This is a genomic window from Ruegeria sp. HKCCA5463, assembly GCF_013034175.1.
Classification (GTDB): domain Bacteria; phylum Pseudomonadota; class Alphaproteobacteria; order Rhodobacterales; family Rhodobacteraceae; genus Ruegeria.
Window position 1 is genome coordinate 901,667 of the sequence record NZ_WQFL01000001.1, and the last position, 17,280, is coordinate 918,946.

Annotated in this window: 18 protein-coding genes; 10 read left to right on the plus strand and 8 right to left on the minus strand. The window is 57.7% G+C overall.

The window, feature by feature from the left end:
- Positions 1–3 precede the first annotated feature (3 nt).
- Complete coding sequence (locus GOW09_RS04500) at positions 4–1,890, plus strand: long-chain fatty acid--CoA ligase (protein ID WP_171115960.1); 1,887 nt, start codon at positions 4–6, stop codon at positions 1,888–1,890.
- 25 nt (positions 1,891–1,915) lie between these two features.
- Complete coding sequence (locus tag GOW09_RS04505) at positions 1,916–3,076, plus strand: ABC transporter substrate-binding protein (RefSeq protein ID WP_171115963.1); 1,161 nt, start codon at positions 1,916–1,918, stop codon at positions 3,074–3,076.
- 70 nt (positions 3,077–3,146) lie between these two features.
- Here the strand turns inward: GOW09_RS04505 and rpsI are convergent, their stop codons facing one another.
- Both rpsI and rplM read right to left on the minus strand, forming a co-directional pair.
- Complete coding sequence (gene rpsI / locus GOW09_RS04510) at positions 3,147–3,632, minus strand: 30S ribosomal protein S9 (protein ID WP_152457951.1); 486 nt, start codon at positions 3,630–3,632, stop codon at positions 3,147–3,149.
- 6 nt (positions 3,633–3,638) lie between these two features.
- A complete protein-coding gene (rplM, locus tag GOW09_RS04515; RefSeq protein ID WP_039536983.1) occupies positions 3,639–4,097 on the minus strand; it encodes a 50S ribosomal protein L13 in 459 nt (152 codons plus the stop codon).
- Positions 4,098–4,340: 243 nt separating this feature from the next.
- Here rplM and GOW09_RS04520 point away from each other — a divergent pair, with 243 nt between their 5' ends.
- Positions 4,341–4,706 carry a nuclear transport factor 2 family protein gene (locus GOW09_RS04520; protein WP_171115965.1) on the plus strand — a complete coding sequence of 122 codons (366 nt, stop codon included), beginning with the start codon at positions 4,341–4,343 and terminating at the stop codon, positions 4,704–4,706.
- Positions 4,707–4,709: 3 nt separating this feature from the next.
- Here the strand turns inward: GOW09_RS04520 and GOW09_RS04525 are convergent, their stop codons facing one another.
- The gene (locus GOW09_RS04525; RefSeq protein WP_171115967.1) at positions 4,710–6,113 is read right to left on the minus strand and encodes a PLP-dependent aminotransferase family protein; all 1,404 of its coding nucleotides are present in this window, start codon (positions 6,111–6,113) and stop codon (positions 4,710–4,712) included.
- 99 nt (positions 6,114–6,212) lie between these two features.
- On the opposite strand from GOW09_RS04525, the gene GOW09_RS04530 reads away from it, so the two are divergent.
- Positions 6,213–6,440 carry a DUF1127 domain-containing protein gene (locus GOW09_RS04530; protein WP_171115969.1) on the plus strand — a complete coding sequence of 76 codons (228 nt, stop codon included), beginning with the start codon at positions 6,213–6,215 and terminating at the stop codon, positions 6,438–6,440.
- 61 nt (positions 6,441–6,501) lie between these two features.
- Here GOW09_RS04530 and GOW09_RS04535 read toward each other — a convergent pair whose 3' ends face one another.
- Positions 6,502–6,945 (minus strand): PaaI family thioesterase, encoded by a 444-nt coding sequence (locus GOW09_RS04535; protein ID WP_171115971.1) that lies wholly within the window; start codon positions 6,943–6,945, stop codon positions 6,502–6,504.
- A 58-nt stretch (positions 6,946–7,003) separates the two neighbouring features.
- Here GOW09_RS04535 and GOW09_RS04540 point away from each other — a divergent pair, with 58 nt between their 5' ends.
- From GOW09_RS04540 to gluQRS, 4 genes are all read left to right on the plus strand, one after another.
- Positions 7,004–7,789 (plus strand): enoyl-CoA hydratase, encoded by a 786-nt coding sequence (locus GOW09_RS04540; RefSeq protein WP_171115973.1) that lies wholly within the window; start codon positions 7,004–7,006, stop codon positions 7,787–7,789.
- A 253-nt stretch (positions 7,790–8,042) separates the two neighbouring features.
- Complete coding sequence (trmFO, locus tag GOW09_RS04545) at positions 8,043–9,383, plus strand: methylenetetrahydrofolate--tRNA-(uracil(54)-C(5))-methyltransferase (FADH(2)-oxidizing) TrmFO (protein ID WP_171115975.1); 1,341 nt, start codon at positions 8,043–8,045, stop codon at positions 9,381–9,383.
- A gap of 37 nt (positions 9,384–9,420) precedes the next feature.
- Positions 9,421–10,035: a class I SAM-dependent methyltransferase gene (locus GOW09_RS04550; RefSeq protein WP_171115977.1), complete on the plus strand. Its 615-nt coding sequence runs from the start codon at positions 9,421–9,423 to the stop codon at positions 10,033–10,035.
- Positions 10,032–10,913, plus strand: coding sequence for a tRNA glutamyl-Q(34) synthetase GluQRS (gluQRS, locus tag GOW09_RS04555; protein WP_171115980.1), 882 nt, complete (start codon positions 10,032–10,034; stop codon positions 10,911–10,913). Before GOW09_RS04550 ends, gluQRS begins: the two co-directional genes overlap by 4 nt.
- A gap of 10 nt (positions 10,914–10,923) precedes the next feature.
- On the opposite strand, the gene hisI is transcribed toward gluQRS, so the two are convergent.
- Positions 10,924–11,313: a phosphoribosyl-AMP cyclohydrolase gene (gene hisI, locus GOW09_RS04560; protein ID WP_171115982.1), complete on the minus strand. Its 390-nt coding sequence runs from the start codon at positions 11,311–11,313 to the stop codon at positions 10,924–10,926.
- A 48-nt stretch (positions 11,314–11,361) separates the two neighbouring features.
- On the opposite strand from hisI, the gene GOW09_RS04565 reads away from it, so the two are divergent.
- Positions 11,362–11,814 carry an iron-sulfur cluster assembly scaffold protein gene (locus GOW09_RS04565; protein ID WP_152457940.1) on the plus strand — a complete coding sequence of 151 codons (453 nt, stop codon included), beginning with the start codon at positions 11,362–11,364 and terminating at the stop codon, positions 11,812–11,814.
- A gap of 59 nt (positions 11,815–11,873) precedes the next feature.
- Entirely contained in the window at positions 11,874–12,512 is a 639-nt protein-coding gene (locus GOW09_RS04570) for a MarC family protein (RefSeq protein ID WP_152457939.1), read from the plus strand.
- Positions 12,513–12,695: 183 nt separating this feature from the next.
- Here GOW09_RS04570 and GOW09_RS22765 read toward each other — a convergent pair whose 3' ends face one another.
- The 3 genes from GOW09_RS22765 to ligA all read right to left on the minus strand — a co-directional run bounded on the left by GOW09_RS22765 (position 12,696) and on the right by ligA (position 17,270).
- The gene (locus GOW09_RS22765; protein ID WP_256367496.1) at positions 12,696–12,818 is read right to left on the minus strand and encodes a hypothetical protein; all 123 of its coding nucleotides are present in this window, start codon (positions 12,816–12,818) and stop codon (positions 12,696–12,698) included.
- Between the two features lie 112 nt (positions 12,819–12,930).
- The gene (recG, locus tag GOW09_RS04575; RefSeq protein ID WP_171115985.1) at positions 12,931–15,021 is read right to left on the minus strand and encodes an ATP-dependent DNA helicase RecG; all 2,091 of its coding nucleotides are present in this window, start codon (positions 15,019–15,021) and stop codon (positions 12,931–12,933) included.
- Positions 15,018–17,270, minus strand: coding sequence for an NAD-dependent DNA ligase LigA (gene ligA / locus GOW09_RS04580; RefSeq protein WP_171115987.1), 2,253 nt, complete (start codon positions 17,268–17,270; stop codon positions 15,018–15,020). Before ligA ends, recG begins: the two co-directional genes overlap by 4 nt.
- Positions 17,271–17,280 lie beyond the last annotated feature (10 nt).

Here is a 17,280-nt window from a genome sequence, read left to right on the forward strand (position 1 = left end):
AAGATGGATGCCACGCCCCTCGCCTCGCAGGTCAAGATCAACGGCGTTGAACTGAATGCAACCCCCGGACAACGCCCGTTGCGCGTAGATGGGTGCACCACCATCAGCATGCTGTTTCAACACCGTTGCGCGGAACTGGGGGATCGTACAGCCCATCGCGAAAAGGATTTGGGCATCTGGAAGTCATATTCCTGGGCCGACTATTGGCAGCACGCCAAGTGGATCGGGCTTGCCCTGCGCAAGCTGGGCCTGGAACGCGGTGACGTTGTTTCGATCCTGTCCGAGGACCGCAAGGAATGGATGTGGTTCGATATGGGTATTCAGTGCGTCGGGGGTATTTCTTCTGGCGTCTACACGACGGATTCGGCCAATCAACTGCAATATCTGGTCAACAACAGTGGCAGCAAGTTCCTCATCGTCGAGGACGAAGAGCATCTGGACAAGTTTCTGGAAGTCGAAAATCAAATTCCGGATCTGATCAAGGTGATCATTCTGGAAGACGAAGGCTTGCACGACCTGACCCATCCGCGCTGCATGATGATCGACGATCTTTACGCTTTGGGCCAGCAGGCCGAACAGGAAGATCCGGGACGGTTCGAAGCCGAAATCGCATTGGCCAAACCTCAGGATACAGCCTTGCTGGTTTATACATCCGGCACCACCGGCCAGCCCAAGGGTGCGATGTTAAGCCATGAGAACATCCTGGCCGGCATCGAGGCCGGTGCCTGGTCATTGCCAACGCAGGCCAGTGACGAACAACTGTGTTTCCTGCCCCTCTGCCATATCTTGGAACGCGACGTATCAGTCTATTTCCCACTGGCCGCCCGCTGCACCGTGAATTTCGCGGAAAGCCCCGAGACGGTCTTTGCAAATCTGCAAGAGGTCTCGCCTTCGACCTTCACGGCGGTGCCGAGAGTTTGGGAAAAGATCTATGCGCATGTGCAAATCCTGGCGCAGGATGCAACGCCGTTGGGTCGAATGGCATACGGTCTTGCCCTGAAGGCCGGCGCACGGCGGGCCGATTACGTGAGTTCAGGAAAACCCGTTCCCGCCGCCATCGCGGCCCGGTTCTGGTTTTGGGATCAGTTGGTTCTGAAGAATTTGCGCCGGATGCTCGGTTTGGACAAACTGCGCCGGGGTGGCACGGGTGCTGCGCCTATTTCGGCGGATTTGTTGAAATGGTACTGGGCCATCGGCGTGCCGATCGTCGAGGGCTTCGGCATGACCGAAACGTCCGGCCTTGCCACACTCAACACCGTGGAAAGCAACAAGATCGGAACCATCGGCAAGGTCGTCCCGGGGTGCGATATCCGCATCTCGGACGAGGGTGAAATTCAGCTCAAAGGCATGAACACCTTTCAGGGCTATTGGCGCAACAACGCAAAGACGGCGGAAAGCTTTACCGCCGATGGCTGGCTGCGCACCGGCGATATGGGGCGTATCGACAAGGACGGGTACGTTACCATCACCGGCAGGTTGAAAGACATCATCATCACCGCCGGTGGCAAGAACATAACCCCGGCCGAAATCGAAAGCCGGCTGAAGTTCAGCCATTACATCTCGGACGCGGTGATCATCGGCGACCGGCGCAAATACCTCACGGCGCTGATCATGATCGATCAGGAAAATGTCGAAAAATATGCGCAAGACCAGAAAATCCCTTTCTCGAACTTTGCCTCGCTTTGCGCCGCGGCCGAAGTCAAGGAGCTGATCGGCGCCGAAGTGGCCGCGGTGAACAAGGAATTCGCACGGGTCGAGCAGATCAAGGATTTTCGCCTGATCGACGTTCTGCTGACCGCCGAGGATGATGAGCTTACCGCCACAATGAAGCTGAAACGCGGCCTGGTCGAAAAGAAACACGGACATCTGATTGAAGACATGTACACTTAGCCAAAGAGTTTTCGGGAGGAGAAAGATGAAGAAGTCATTCAAATGGCTGGCCGCCGCCACGGCGTTGACCGCCTCGGCAAGCATCGGTTGGGCTCAGACGCAGGGCGTGACGGATGATGAGATTGTCATCGGGTCCGTCAACGACCTGAGCGGCATCTTTGCCGCGGTGGGTGTCCCGGCGACCAAAGGTGCCAACGTGGTATTCGACCGGGTGAACGAAGCCGGTGGCATACACGGGCGCAAAATCCGCTATGTGGTCGAGGACAACGGATACCAGATGCCGCGTGCGATGCAGGGCTACAACAAACTGCTGAACCGCGACAAGGTGTTCGCCATGCTGCAATCGCTTGGCACGCCGATGAACATGGCTGGGTTCAAGTTGTTGGATCCCAAGGGCATTCCCAACGTGGCACCTCTGACCGCTGCGCGTCAGATGTTGCAAGAGCCGATGCGAAACAAGTTCACGTCTTTCTCGACCTACTATGATCAGGCGCGTGTCGGTGTGAAATATCTGGCCGGCGAATTTGGATCAAAGACGGTTTGCACCATGTATCTGCCAACAGATTTCGGTGAGGAAATTCTTGAAGGCAGCAAGACCGGCGCCGAAGAAGCCGGGATTGCTTTTGGATCTGAAACGACCCACAAGCCGGATGAGACAGATTTTGTCGGGTCGCTCAGCAAGCTAAAGGAAGAGGGCTGCGATATCGTCACCATGGCGCTTGGCGTGCGGCAGGCGATCACCGTAGTAGGCACGGCCAAGAAGATGGGTCTGACGGACATGAAGTTCCTCGGGACTTCGGCCAGTTTCCTGACTGTCGTGGCACAGGTTCCCGGTGGGGTGACTGACGGGTTTTATGCAGCAGCCTCGTGGCAGGATCTTTGGGCGCGTGCGGACCAACCTGCCCCGGCGGCATTTATCGAAGAATACAAGGCCGCGACCGGCGAAGATCCGGTTGGATTTGCCATGTTGGGCTATTCCGCTGCCGAAATGATGGTCAAGGCGCTTGAAGCAGCGGGCCCTGACCTGACGCATGACAGCTTTATCGAAGCGATGGAGTCGCTGGACTATCAGGATGACCTGGTCGGCAACCACATTACCTATGGCCCGGATGATCACCAGGGGGCGGATACGGTTTTCGTCAATGTCGTTGAAAACGGCGCATGGAAACTGGTTTACGAAGAATAAGATTTCCCGCAAAACAATGCAAAAGGGCTCGCAATTGCGAGCCCTTTCTTTGTTGGGTTTTCCCGGCGAATTAACGCTTGGAGAACTGGAACGAACGGCGGGCTTTGCGCTTACCGAATTTCTTACGTTCCACAACGCGGCTGTCGCGGGTCAGGAAGCCAGCGGCTTTCAGGGCGCCGCGCAGGTTGGGATCGTACAGTTGCAGCGCTTTCGAGATGCCGTGCTTGACCGCACCGGCCTGACCGGTCAGGCCACCGCCTTTGACAGTGGCGACAACGTCGAACTCGCCTTCGACACCAGCAACCTGAAACGGCTGGCGCAGGATCAGTTGCAGAACGGGGCGTGCAAAATAGACGTCCTGATCCTTGCCGTTCACGGTGACCTTGCCGGAACCCGGCTTGATCCAAACGCGGGCAACAGCGTCTTTACGCTTGCCGGTGGCATAGGAACGGCCCAGCTCGTCACGTACGGGTTCACGCACGATGACTTCTTCGGCCACGGTTTCAACGCCTGCGACGGCGCTCAGCTCTTCGAGAGTATTGATCTGATCAGCCATCGGTCATTAGCTCCGGGTGTTTTTCTTGTTCATGGACTTGACGTCCAGAACTTCGGGCGCTTGCGCCTCGTGGGGATGCTCGGCACCGGCATAAACGCGCAGGTTGGTCATTTGCTGACGCGCCAGACGGTTGCCCGGCAGCATGCGCTTGACCGCTTGGGTCACGACGCGCTCGGGGTGTGCACCTTCCAGGATCTGCTGTTTGGTGCGCGACTTGATGCCGCCCGGGTGGCCAGTGTGCCAGTAGAAGTTTTCTTCGCGCTTCTTGCCGGTCATCTGGATCTTGTCAGCGTTGATCACGATGACGTTGTCGCCCATGTCCATGTTCGGGGTGAACGACGCTTTGTGCTTGCCACGCAGACGCATGGCGACGATCGACGCAAGACGGCCCAGAACAACGCCCTCGGCGTCGATCAGGATCCATTTCTTGTCGATGTCTGCAGGTGTTGCAGAAAAGGTTTTCATGGCAGGATAGTCCTGTTTGATGTGAAAGACCGCCCCAAGCGAGGCGGCCCGAATTCGATGGATGCGTATCTAGACACCCATGATCGCCACGTCAAGCGACCAAACGCCATTTAAAATGTTTTAAAACAATAACTTGTTAAATCGGTATTATTTTACCCCATATCGTCAGCACGGAAATCGCCCCAATTTCGACACTCTGATACACTCGGTTGGAATTGATCATGCACAACCTCGGAGGGTCGCATGCAGGAATTGATGCGCACGATTGAAAACTATGGCGCGGCCTGGCAGGAAAAGTCCGCCGATAAACGGCTTGCGCTTCTGACCCGGTGCTTTGCGGAAAACGGTCGGTACGTGGATCCGACAGCCGATGTTTCAGGCCGAGAGCAGTTGAGTGCACATATCGGCGAAGTCCTTTTGACTTCGAATGGGCGTGTCAAAATCACCAGCAATCCTGTGTCGCACCATGATGTCGTCCACTTCACGTGGCATATGGTGGCCCCGGACGGCGCAATCATGGTGGCCGGGCATGATTTCATTCGATTGGACAAGGACGGAAGAATTGCCCATCTGGCCGGTTTCTTTGGCGACCCGCCGCCGCTGAGTTGAATGCTAGACGCTGATCTGTTCAGGCGGATTGTCCAGCAAAGCGCGCAACCTCAGCATTGCGTCCTCGAACCGTTCCAACGAAACGTGGCCATTCATTGCGATACGTACGGCGTTTGGGGCGCGCCCGTCGCGCAGGGCGAACTCATCCGCTGATCTGAGCTGAATGCCTTCCCGCTCTGCCGCGCGGCTGAACGCGGCAGACCGCCACCCCGATGGCAGGTTCAGCCAGACAAACGGCACATCCGGTGCCCAGTTCAGATCGAACCCACCCAGCGCATTGACGGTGATCCGAACATAATCGCCCATCCGTTTGCGCACATCCTGTGCAATTTGGCGGGTACGCGGATCCGACAGCAGCAGCCGGGTCAGTTCGGCCAAGGGTTGAGCCAGGCCAAAATACCCATATTCGGCCGATCGGCGCAGATCGACGCTGCGATCCTTTGGGGCAATGGCAAAGCCAACGCGCAAAGCCGGTGTGAGTATCTTTGAAATGGACGACACGTGCCAGCCCCGCTCGGGGGCGAGCGCGCGATAACTGGGTTCGCGCGCCTCTCCCATGCGATAGCAATCGTCTTCCACGATCTGAAGGTCGAAGCGCCGGGCGACGTCCACGACCTCTTTCCTGCGTTCCAGCGGCGTGTGGATGCCGGTGGGGTTCTGAACTTCTGGCGAGACGCAAACGGCCTGAGCATTGGTTTGCCGCAAAACATGCTCCATCGACGCCGGATCGATGCCCCATTTGTCCATCTTGACGCCAATGACTTCGGCGCGCATCAACTCTCCGGCCCGACGGAACCCGGCGTAAGAGAGGTCCTCAACCAACACGATTGGTTTGGGTCCGCGCAGGATGGTCTGGAACACCAGACACAATCCGTTCTGACCGCCATGGGTCAACACGATGTCATCATGGGTCAGCGGGCCCAGCGGCAAATCCGACAGCCAATCCACGACCGATTGCCTCATGGGTATATACGCGTCCCGCGTGGGGTAATTCAGAAACTGCCCGGGATCAGCTTGCGAAACCTTTTGCAGGCATTCCCGGATAAGCGCGACCTGCCCCGCATCCGGCAAACGCGGGCTGAACAGGCTGACATTGGCGTTGTACTTGTCTTCCCTCAGATGCAGTTGCCTGGCCCAGACATCATCCAGAATCGGTGATTTCGGCGGGGCCACAAATGTACCACGCCCAACCTCGGCGTGGAGCAAGCCTTCGTCGGTCAGGATCGTATAGGCACGTGCGACTGTACCAGGTGTGATTTGCAGGCGATACGCCAGTTCACGAACCGGCGGAAGCTTGGCGCCAACATCTAATTTCTTGTCACCAATGGCTTTTCTTATTGCGTCAGCAACCAATGTATATTTCGGACCCTTGGATTTTGGCAGAGCCTCCGGCCAAATTGTATCCATTACAATTCTTCCTTTGCCTTTGACACAATTTCGAATGTATCAATACTATGTACCAAGCAATACTGTTTTGTGTCAATACAATTTGAAAGGAATTCCGAGATGACACGCACAATGCACACCACCGCCCTTCTGCTGCTGAACGACAGCCCACGGCTGCCTCTGCTCGCGGCTCTGGCCGTGCGGTTTGCGGCGGCGGTCACTCAATGGGAACGCCGTCGCCGCAGTCGCGTCAATCTGAGCTATCTGGATGACCGTCTGCTTCAGGACGTCGGGCTGACCCGCCATCAGGCTGGCCGGGAAACAAAGCGCTTTTTCTGGCAGCCCTGACTGATCCCCAGTCCCAATTATTGGGACCTCTTCCTGGGCCGGGGCCTGTCCCCGGCCTTTTTTATCCGAAATTCGCGGCAGCTGACCCTGCTGGCGGCAGGGAATAGGTCATCGTTGCCCGTGCAACCGGAAGATCACTGCCTTCCGAATATAAAAGCACATCCCCAACGGCCAGTGTTTTTCCCAGCTTCAACAAACGACAGGCCGCAATCATATCGGCGCCGCCTTCCGGTTTGCGCAGGAAATCAAAAGAACTGTTGGTGGTGACGGCCAAAGACTGACGCCCTTTCCTTGCCAGAACCATCGCATAGACACTGACATCGGCAAGCCCGAACATCGACGGGCCTGATACCGTACCCCCGGGACGCAGGTGTTGATCCTGAACCACAAGGCGCATGGTGATCGAGTCTTCGGTCAAATCTTCAACGACGAAATCCTTGTGCACCTGCGGGAACACCTCTTTGAGGTATTGTGACAGTTCGTCCCGATTCATTGCCAAAGCCATACTTCCCCTCCTGCTCTTGCCGACCTAGAGTTGGCCCAACTTGGGAACGGAGGGCAAGATGGCAATTCTGGAACGTTACGACACGGGCGCGGTGGCACGGCTGACACTGAACGCCCCGGACCGGCTGAACGCATTGAGTGATGAGATGCTGGCTGCGCTGCAAGCCGAGCTTGATGCACTGCGCGACGACAGCGCGATCCGGGCCGTGGTCCTGTCGGGGGCAGGAAAGGCGTTTTGTGCCGGGCATGATTTGAAACAGATGACGGCCGGACGCCAGTCGGAAGATGGCGGCAAGGCCTACTTTCAAGATCTCTTTTCCCGCTGCGCCCGGATGATGATGTCCATCCAATCCCTGCCGCAACCCGTTATCGCGCAAGTCCATGGCATTGCGACCGCCGCCGGGTGTCAGCTGGTTGCAACCTGCGACATGGCGGTGGCTGCGGAAGGTACACGGTTTGGCGTCAACGGGGTCAATATCGGCCTGTTCTGTTCCACGCCGATGGTGGCTCTCAGCCGCAACATCCCCAGAAAGCAGGCCTTTGAAATGCTGACCACCGGCGAGTTCATTTCAGCGGAACGCGCCGCCGATCTGGGCCTGGTAAACCGTGTCGTTCCTGAAGAGGCGCTGGAACAAGAAGCCAACGGGCTGGCGGAATTGGTCGCATCCAAGCTTGGCGTGGCCGTGAAGATCGGCAAGGAAGCGTTCTATCAACAGCTGCAAATGCCTTTGGATCAGGCTTATGCCTATACCGGAGACGCAATGGCGCAGAATATGTTGTACCGCGATACAGAAGAAGGCATTTCCGCCTTTATTGAAAAGCGCCCCCCGAATTGGACCCAATGACGCAATTGTTTTGAACATTTTTTGCCACTGTTTTCATTTTAGCACTTTCCAAAAGGGCAACTCTGTGGCAAAGCTGGGTCGAGGCTAAGGCCTCAGTACACTTTTGGGTCGCCGTGGGCGGAAGGTCCCTCCAGCTGGTCTCTCTCACCAGCGCTGACATTCCCGCAGCGGCGACCCCAAGACCCCTCCACCAGATCAGTCGCAAAAAATACGGCAGTTGCGCCTGTCTGTGCGGTGCCCTATGTGGCTGCACATGACACAAGTTTTGCATATCGTGGGCGGTGGAATGGCCGGGTCCGAAGCGGCCTGGCAAGCCGCTGAAATGGGCGTTGACGTGGTCATTCATGAAATGCGCCCCAACGTTGGCACCTTCGCACATCAGACAGGAAACCTGGCGGAAATGGTGTGTTCGAACTCGTTCCGATCGGATGATGATGAACAGAATGCCGTCGGCCTGCTGCACTGGGAAATGCGGGCAGCCAATGGGCTGATCATGACAACCGCCGACGCGCACAGGCTTCCTGCAGGGGGGGCTCTGGCCGTGGATCGCGACCCGTTTGCCGAGACGGTCACCGCAAAACTGCGCGCCCACCCACGCGTGAGCGTCACCGATCAGGAAGTCACCTCGCTGCCTGATGACGGCCATTGGATATTTGCGACCGGCCCGTTGACCTCACCCGCATTGGGGGAAGCCATCCGGGCGGAAACGGGATCGGACGTGCTGGCGTTCTTCGATGCAATCGCGCCCATTGTCTATGCCGACAGCATCGACATGAGCAAAGCGTGGATGCAATCCCGGTATGACAAAGGCGAGACCGAGGAAGAACGCACGGCTTACCTGAACTGCCCGATGGACCGTGATCAATACGAGGCTTTCATCGACGCCCTTCTGGCAGCGGAAAAAACCGAGTTTCACGAAGGTGAGACTGCAGGCTATTTTGATGGCTGCCTTCCCATTGAAGTCATGGCCGAACGCGGGCGCGAGACACTGCGCCATGGTCCGATGAAGCCTGTTGGGCTGACAAACCCCCATGCACCTGACGTCAAACCCCATGCCGTGGTTCAGTTGCGGCGCGATAACGCGTTGGGCACATTGTTCAATATCGTGGGGTTTCAGACCAAGATGAAATACGGCGCCCAGACCGACGTGTTCCGCATGATCCCCGGCCTGGAAAACGCCAGCTTTGCCCGGCTGGGCGGCATCCACCGCAACACGTTCATCAACTCTCCCACCCTGCTCGATGCACAGATGCGCTTGAAATCCAAGCCCAACATCCGCTTTGCCGGCCAGATTACGGGCGTCGAAGGCTATGTTGAAAGCGCCGCTATGGGATTGCTTGCCGGTCGCATGGCCGCCGCGGAAATACTGGGGCGTGACTTGCCCGAAGTGCCGAAAGACAGTGCAATGGGTGCGTTGATCCATCACATTACGGGCGGGGCCGAAGCCAAGACGTTTCAGCCGATGAACGTAAACTTTGGCCTGTTCCGCCCCGTGGACGGCCTGAAAGGCGGGCGGCGCGGCCGGAAGGACCGGTACAAGGCCTATACCGATCGTGCCAAGACAGAATGGCAAACCTGGTTGGATCAATGCTGACTGGACGCGCGGCGTGATCTCGGCCTAGCATGACCGGATGAGCGACAAGTTCCTGGACAGCACCTACAATCTCGACACGCCTGAAGACACTGAAACGCATTATCAGAACTGGGCCGCGACCTATGAAGAAGAGGTCGCGGAACAGGGATATGCAACCCCGGGACGGGTGGCCGCGGCTTTGTGGCAATTCCACCCTCACCCCCAAACGCCGATTCTGGACTTCGGCTGCGGAACGGGGCTTTCCGGTCTCGCCTTGCGGGCGGCGGGATTTGAGGTCATCGATGGTATCGACCCCACCCCCAAAATGCTGGAAGAGGCAGAGGCCAAGGGTGTTTACCGAAGTTTGACCGGGTTTGACATCACCAAACCGGCCCCCCTCAGGCGCGGCGCGTATTCGGTGATCACCGCCATTGGTGTCATCGGTCAGGGCGCGGCCCCGCCCGAGACATTCGACCAGTTGATGCACACCTTGCCCAAAGGTGGGTTGCTGGCGTTTTCCCTGAACGATCATACGCTGAAAGATCACAAATTCACCTGCCGACTGACGGATTGGGTCGACATGGGTGCCGCACGTTTGCTATTTCGTGAACACGGGCCGCACTTGCCCGGCATCAACCTTAACTCTGACGTGTATGTTATAGAAAAAGCGTGACTTTCGTAACGCGTTTCGCGCCATCCCCGACTGGCCCGCTTCACCTTGGTCACGCGTATTCTGCGATGATCGCCAGCGACATGGCCAGATCCGAACACGGCCGGTTCTTGCTGCGCATCGAAGATATCGATCGGTCCCGCTCGCGTCCGCATTGGGAGGATCAGATCTATGATGACCTCAATTGGTTGGGGCTGACATGGCCGGAACCGGTGCTGCGTCAATCAGATCGGCTGAGTATCTATGATCGCGCGTTGGAGCGGTTGTGGATGAAGGGTCTTCTGTATCCTTGCCTGTGCAATCGCAAAGATATTGCCGCCGCCGCAAGCGCGCCCCAGGAAGGCGCGCCATTGCTTGGGCCAGACGGAATTATCTATCCCGGAACGTGTCGAAAAATTAACCAGGGCATAGACTTAAGTCAAAACCCTCACCCAAGGGACAAAGTCTTGCGACTGGATGTTGCCAAGGCCTGTCGAACAATCCACGATCCGGCCAAATTCCAATTCTTGGAACTGGGCTCCGGCCCCGGTGGCGAAACAGGAACAATTTCTTTTACCCCGGATGAGTTGGAAACCAGTGTCGGCGATATCGTTCTGGCCCGCCGCGACATGGGCACGTCCTACCATTTGTCCGTCGTTCTTGACGACGCAGCCCAAGGGATCACCCATGTGGTCCGAGGTCAGGATCTGTTCGAAGCCACACGCATCCATGTGCTGCTTCAGGTGCTGTTGGACTTGCCGACGCCTGCGTATTACCACCACGATCTGATCCGCGATGACGCCGGCAAACGGTTGGCGAAACGCGACGATGCGCGTGCCATCGCGACATACCGGGCCGATGGTGCCAGCCCGGCAGACATCCGGCTTATGTTGGGGCTTTGATCTGGCTCGGTTACTCCATCGGGGCCATCAGTTCGGTCTCGGCCCCGTCCCGCACCGCAGTATAAAAGCACGTCCGGCGGTTGGTGTGACAGGCAGCACCGGTTTGACGCACCAGAACCAACAGGCAATCGCGGTCACAGTCGATGCGGAAATCCACCAGTTCCTGCACATGGCCCGAGGTTTCACCCTTGATCCAGAAAGACTGACGCGAGCGCGACCAATAGGTCACCCTGCCCGTTTCCAGCGTCTTTTCAATGGCCTGTGCGTTCATCCATGCCATCATCAGAACTTCGCCCGACACCGCATCCTGCGCAATTGCCGGAATCAGTCCCGCCTCGTTATATTTCAGAGTCGATGGTTCAAACGCGACGGGGTGAGACATGACAAAAACCTTTTGCATCCGTTGGGCTGGCCACTATGTATGAGGAACACACGACGAGGGAAAGCCATGAGCGGCGAGAACGACTTGATCAAGCTGTATTCCGGACGCATTCTGGCGTTGGCGGCCGACATCCCGCATCTGGATCGGTTGGAAAACCCGGATGCAACAGTCAAGAAACGCTCGCCTCTTTGTGGCTCTACCGTAACGGTTGATTTGAAGGTTCAGGATGGACGTGTCAGCGCCTTCGGGCAGGACGTCAAAGCCTGCGCGCTGGGACAGGCCTCTGCTTCGGTGGTTGGCGACGCGATCATTGGTGCCACGCGTGCGCAGGTCGAAGCAGCGCGCGATCAGCTTGCGGCCATGTTGAAAAAGGACGGCCCCGCCCCGGATGCGCCGTTTGACGGCCTTGAGGTCCTGATGCCGGCGCGGGACTACAAGAACCGCCACGCGTCAATTCTGCTGGCGCTGGATGCCGCCGCCGAAGCCATGGCGCAGGCCGAACAGGCAGATTGCGCCTGATCATAGCTATTTGATGTAAACCCGTTTACCTTCCGCTTAAATTTAAGGAGGGATGGGTTTTGGAAAATCTACTCGAGCATTTTGTAACTCTTTGGGTCGTAATAGACCCGATTGGAACTATTCCCGTTTTCATTGCCGTCACTGCGGGGCTAGAGGCCGCCGCGCGTCGCAAAACAGCGCTGTTGGCATCGATAATAAGCGCCGGTGTCCTTTTGTTCTTTCTCGTGTTTGGGCAATTGCTGATCGAAGCGCTGGATATTGGACTGAATTCATTTCAGGTCGCAGGCGGCATCATCTTGTTTCTGTTCGCTCTGACCATGATCTTTGGCGAAAGCAAACAAGACATAGAACAGCGTCAGGCCGAAGAGGATCAGGAAGATAAGTATCACAAGCAGAATCCCGCGATATTTCCTCTTGCGGTTCCGTCTCTGGCCTCGCCCGGCGCGATGCTTGCAGTGGTGATCCTGACGGACAACCATAGATACAGTGCAGCCGATCAGGGGATTACCGCATTGGTCATGCTGTCGGTTTTAGTAGTTGCCTTCGTTCTCATGCTTCTGGCCGAACCGATCATCCGCCTGATTGGCCATTCAGGAGCAGCGATCATCAGCCGTATCATGGGGATGATCCTAGCCTCGGTCGCGGTTAACTCGGTCCTGTCCGCATTGCTTGAGATTTTCAAAACCGGCCAGTTGTAAAAAAACCGCCGCACCTTCCGGGCGAAAGGGCGGCGGCAGGCATTGCGTGTCTCGCGTGGGGTCCGGAGTACCGCACGGGGCCGAGGCAAGGCCCCTCAAGGGGTTTGGGACAGGCAGGTCACCCTTGACTGAAATGGGGATGACAGCGCGGTTTTTTCGGCACGAGATCGCAGGCAGAAAGGTTCAGAAGCCAACCGGCAGGTGCAAGGCGACCATCAGGATCACGACCAGAGACATCACGCCCACGGCATCCTGTAGGATCGTCGATTGCGAGCGGCTGAATACGGTCTTGATCTGGGTCAGCATAGGGTCACCTCCGGTCAGAGCTTTAATCCTTTGTTGACCTTTTGTTCTCATATTTACGCGAGTCGGTAAAGAACTTTTTGAGAACATTTGTGAACTTTCTGGAACTTTTTGCCTAACCCACTGAAATCAAACGGATCGCCTGATCCTGCTTCATCAGCCACAAAAGTACGCGTGCCGCGCGCCCCCGGTCCGAGGTCAGCTTGGGATCCGCATTCAGCAATGCCCGGGCATCGGATTGGGCCACGGCCATCAAGCCGGCCTGACGCTCGAGATCCGCAATGCGGAACTTTGGCAGACCGGACTGCGCAGTTCCGATCAGATCCCCGGCGCCGCGCATCTCCAGATCGGTTTCCGAAATACGGAACCCGTCTTCGGTTTCGCGCAGAACCTCCAACCGTTTACGTCCCCCGTCGCTGAGCGGAGGCTGATACATCAACAAACACGTCGATTCCGCATCACCCCGGCCCACACGGCCGCGCAATTGATGCAGTTGGGCCAGACCAAAGATTTCGGCCCGTTCGATGACCATGATCGTGGCATTGGGCACATTGACCCCCACTTCTATGACGGTCGTGGCCACAAGAACCTTGGTGTCCCCGTTCTGGAATGCGGACATTGCCGCGTCTTTTTCCGACGGCGGCATTTGCCCGTGAACCAGCCCGACCACACCTTCGCCCAATATGGCACGCAAGCGTTTGAACCGTTCTTCAGCTGCCGTCAGATCTGAAACCTCTGATTCATCGACCAAGGGGCAGACCCAATAGCATTGCCGCCCCTCATCAATCGCCCGACGCAGATGCGACACGACCTCGTCCATGCGCTGCGTACTGACAATCGCTGTCTTGATCGGTTTGCGCCCCGGCGGCTTTTCGTCCAGCACCGAGACATCCATATCGCCATATTGCGCCAACGCCAGACTGCGTGGAATCGGGGTGGCGGTCATCACCAATACATCCGCGCCCTGCCCTTTTTCCGACAACTCCATCCTCTGGCGCACGCCAAACCGGTGCTGTTCATCAACTATGGCCAAGCGCAGCGCTTTGAATTCAACATCACTCTGAAACACGGCATGGGTGCCGACCAGAATTCGGATATTGCCATTTTTCAAAGCCTCAAGCTTGGCGCGCCGCTCTGCGCCCTTGTCACGCCCGGTGAGCAGTTCCAACACCACTCCGGCCTCTTCCGCCAACGGGCGCAACCCTTCCAAGTGCTGGCGGGCGAGTATCTCGGTCGGGGCCATCATCACGCCCTGCCCTTTAGCCTCGACTGCAATCAGAAGGGCCATGAAGGCCACCAATGTCTTGCCGGCCCCCACGTCACCCTGCAACAATCGGTTCATGCGGGAATCCGATGCCATATCGGCCGCGATTTCCTCGATCGCGCGGCTTTGTGCGCTGGTCGGACGATAAGGAAGGCTGGCCAACACCCTGGATTGCAACGCGCCTGTCCCTACGCTGACGACACCACGGGATTTCCGCTCTCGCTGACGCGCCAGAGCCAGCGTCATCTGATGGGCGAACAGCTCGTCATAGGCCAGACGCTGACGCGCGGGCGCAAATGGTGAGACATCATCAGCCCCCTGAGGATTGTGACCGGCACGAATTGCCGAGATCCAATCCGGCCAGTTTTGCTGTGCCATCTGCGCCGGGTCGATCCATTCGGCCAGCTCTGGCGCCCGCGCCAATGCGCTGCGGGTGGCCTTGAAGGCCGTCTTTTGGGTCAGCCCCTGTGTCAGATGATATACCGGTTCGAATTCCGGAATTTCACTGGCTTGCTCGACCGGCAACATATGATCCGGATGCACCATCTGAGCCATGCCGTCGAACAGCTCCAGCTTGCCCGAGATCACACGGCGCGCGCCCTGAGGCAGTACTTTCTTCAGATACTCCCCGCGCGCGTGAAAGAAAACCAACTGAAAATCGGCCTGGCTGTCTTCGACATGCACGCGGTATGCGCCCCCCTTGTTTCGAGGCGGCCTGTGTGGGCCGACAGTCACTTCGACCGTCAACGTCGCAGGCAGATCGACGCCCTGAATCGTCTCTCGCCGACGTCGGTCGACGACGGCATAAGGCAGGCCGAACAGAACGTCGCGTGGGCTCTCAACGCCGGCCTGTTGCAGGACCTGCGCGGTCTTGGGGCCGACGCCCTCGAGTGTTTCAAGCCCCGCAAACAGCGGGAACAGCTGTTCCGGCCTCCCGCTCATGCGCCTTCGATCAGCTGCAACCAGCCATCCTCATCCAGGGTTTCGATACCCAGCTCTGCCGCTTTCCTGGCTTTCGAACCCGCACCGGGCCCGGCGACCAGAATATCTGTTTTCTTGCTGACGGAACCGGAAACCTTCGCACCCAACGCCTCGGCCCGTGCCTTTGCCTCGGCGCGGGTCATCTTTTCCAGAGTACCGGTGAACACGACCGTCTTGCCAGCCACCGGGCTGTCTGAGGCGGGCGCATCAGGTGCGACGATTGTCAGTTCCTTGCGCAACGTATCGAACGCGCGCCTCTCTTCCACGTTCGAAAACGCATCGGACAGGGACAGACCCAGCGTTGCGCCAATCCCATCTATTCCAATCAACTCAGCCCAGGCGGCATTGGCATCCGGCGGAACACGCGCCGCGGTTATGGCCGCATCCCGCACTTCCTTGACACGTGCCCGACGACCTTCTGCCAGCGCGGCTGCCCGTTCGGCATCCTCGGCCTCATCCGCTTGCCGCTGAGCCAAAGCCGCAGGGCGGGCGGTGTCCAGGGCCTGCGTCATGGTCTCCCAATCGCGGTAAAACAGCGCCAGATCGCGCGCTCCGACCTCGCCGACATGTCGAATGCCCAAAGCGAACAACAGGCGCGCAAACGGAATAGTCCGCTTTTCGTCGATCGCGGCAAACAGATTTCTGGCCGAGGTTTCCCCCCACCCATCCCGGTTTTTCAGCCGTGCCAGATTGGCCCTGTCACGCTGCTCCAGTGTAAAGATATCCGCCGGAGTCTTTATCGGAAGGATCGGATCATCATAGAACATCTCGATCTGTTTTGCACCAAGGCCTTCTATGTCAAACGCCTTGCGCGAGACGAAATGTTTCAGTTTTTCAACGGCCTGCGCGGGGCAAATCAAGCCACCGGTGCAGCGGCGGACCGCATCACCTTCTTCACGGATCGCCTCGCTTTGACATTCCGGACAGCGCGTCGGAAAGGTAAAGGGCTGCGAACCGGCCGGGCGCTTGGACAGATCAACATCTGACAGTTTCGGAATCACATCCCCGGCGCGGTATACCTGAACCCAGTCACCGACACGTATATCCTTGCCATCGCGGATCGTGCCGCCCTTGGCATCGCGCCCCGCGATATAATCTTCGTTGTGCAATGTGGCGTTGGACACAACAACACCACCCACAGTCACTGGATGCAACCGGGCAACCGGGCTAAGCGCGCCTGTACGACCGACCTGAATGTCGATCGCCTCCAGCCTCGTCCAGGCCAGTTCGGCCGGGAACTTGTGAGCAATCGCCCATCGCGGCGTAGTTGAGCGGAACCCCAAACGCGCCTGAAGCGACAGATCATTCACCTTGTAGACGACCCCGTCGATGTCATAGCCCAAGGTGGAACGTTGCGCTTCGATATCCCGGTAATGTTCCAGCATCTCTTGCGTCGTTTTGCACAGGCGGGTCAGGGGATTCGTCGAAAATCCAAGTGATTTCAACCGCTCGATCGCCCCTATCTGCGAGTCGGACAATGGCTCTGAAACCTCTCCCCAGGCGTAAGCAAAGAAACGCAACGGGCGCGAGCGCGTGATTTCCGGATCCAGTTGTCGCAAAGACCCCGCCGCCGCGTTTCTTGGATTGGCAAAGGGTTTTCCGCCGCGCTCTGCCTGCCGCGCGTTCAACGCCTCGAAATCCGCGTGAGACATGTAAACCTCACCCCTGACTTCCAGAACCTCTGGCGCGTTTTTCAGGTGCTGCGGGATATCAGATACCGTGCGGGCATTGGCCGTTACGTTTTCACCGACTTCACCATCTCCGCGCGTGGCAGCCTGAACAAGCTGCCCGCTTTCATACCGCAATGACAACGACAGGCCATCAATCTTGGGTTCGGCGGTGTAGGCCAAACTTTCACCCGCTCCAAGACCCAGGTATTTCCGGATCGACCTGTCGAAATCGGCCACATCGTCATCATCGAAAGCGTTGCCCAGCGACATCATGCGCACGGCGTGCGTGACTTTCGAAAAACCATCAGCAGGCTTTGCACCCACTTGATCCGTCGGGCTGTCGGGACGCTTGAGATGAGGGAAGCGCGCTTCTATCTCGGCATTGCGCCGTTTGAGAGCGTCATAGTCGGCATCCGACATGTCAGGCGCATCAGCCGTGTGATACAGCGTGTTTGCTTTCGACAATAGTTCGGCCAGACGTGCAAGCTCGGCACGCGCCTCATCTTCCGTCAGCTCGGATATGGAAATTAAGTTGCTCATGGCCTCGCCC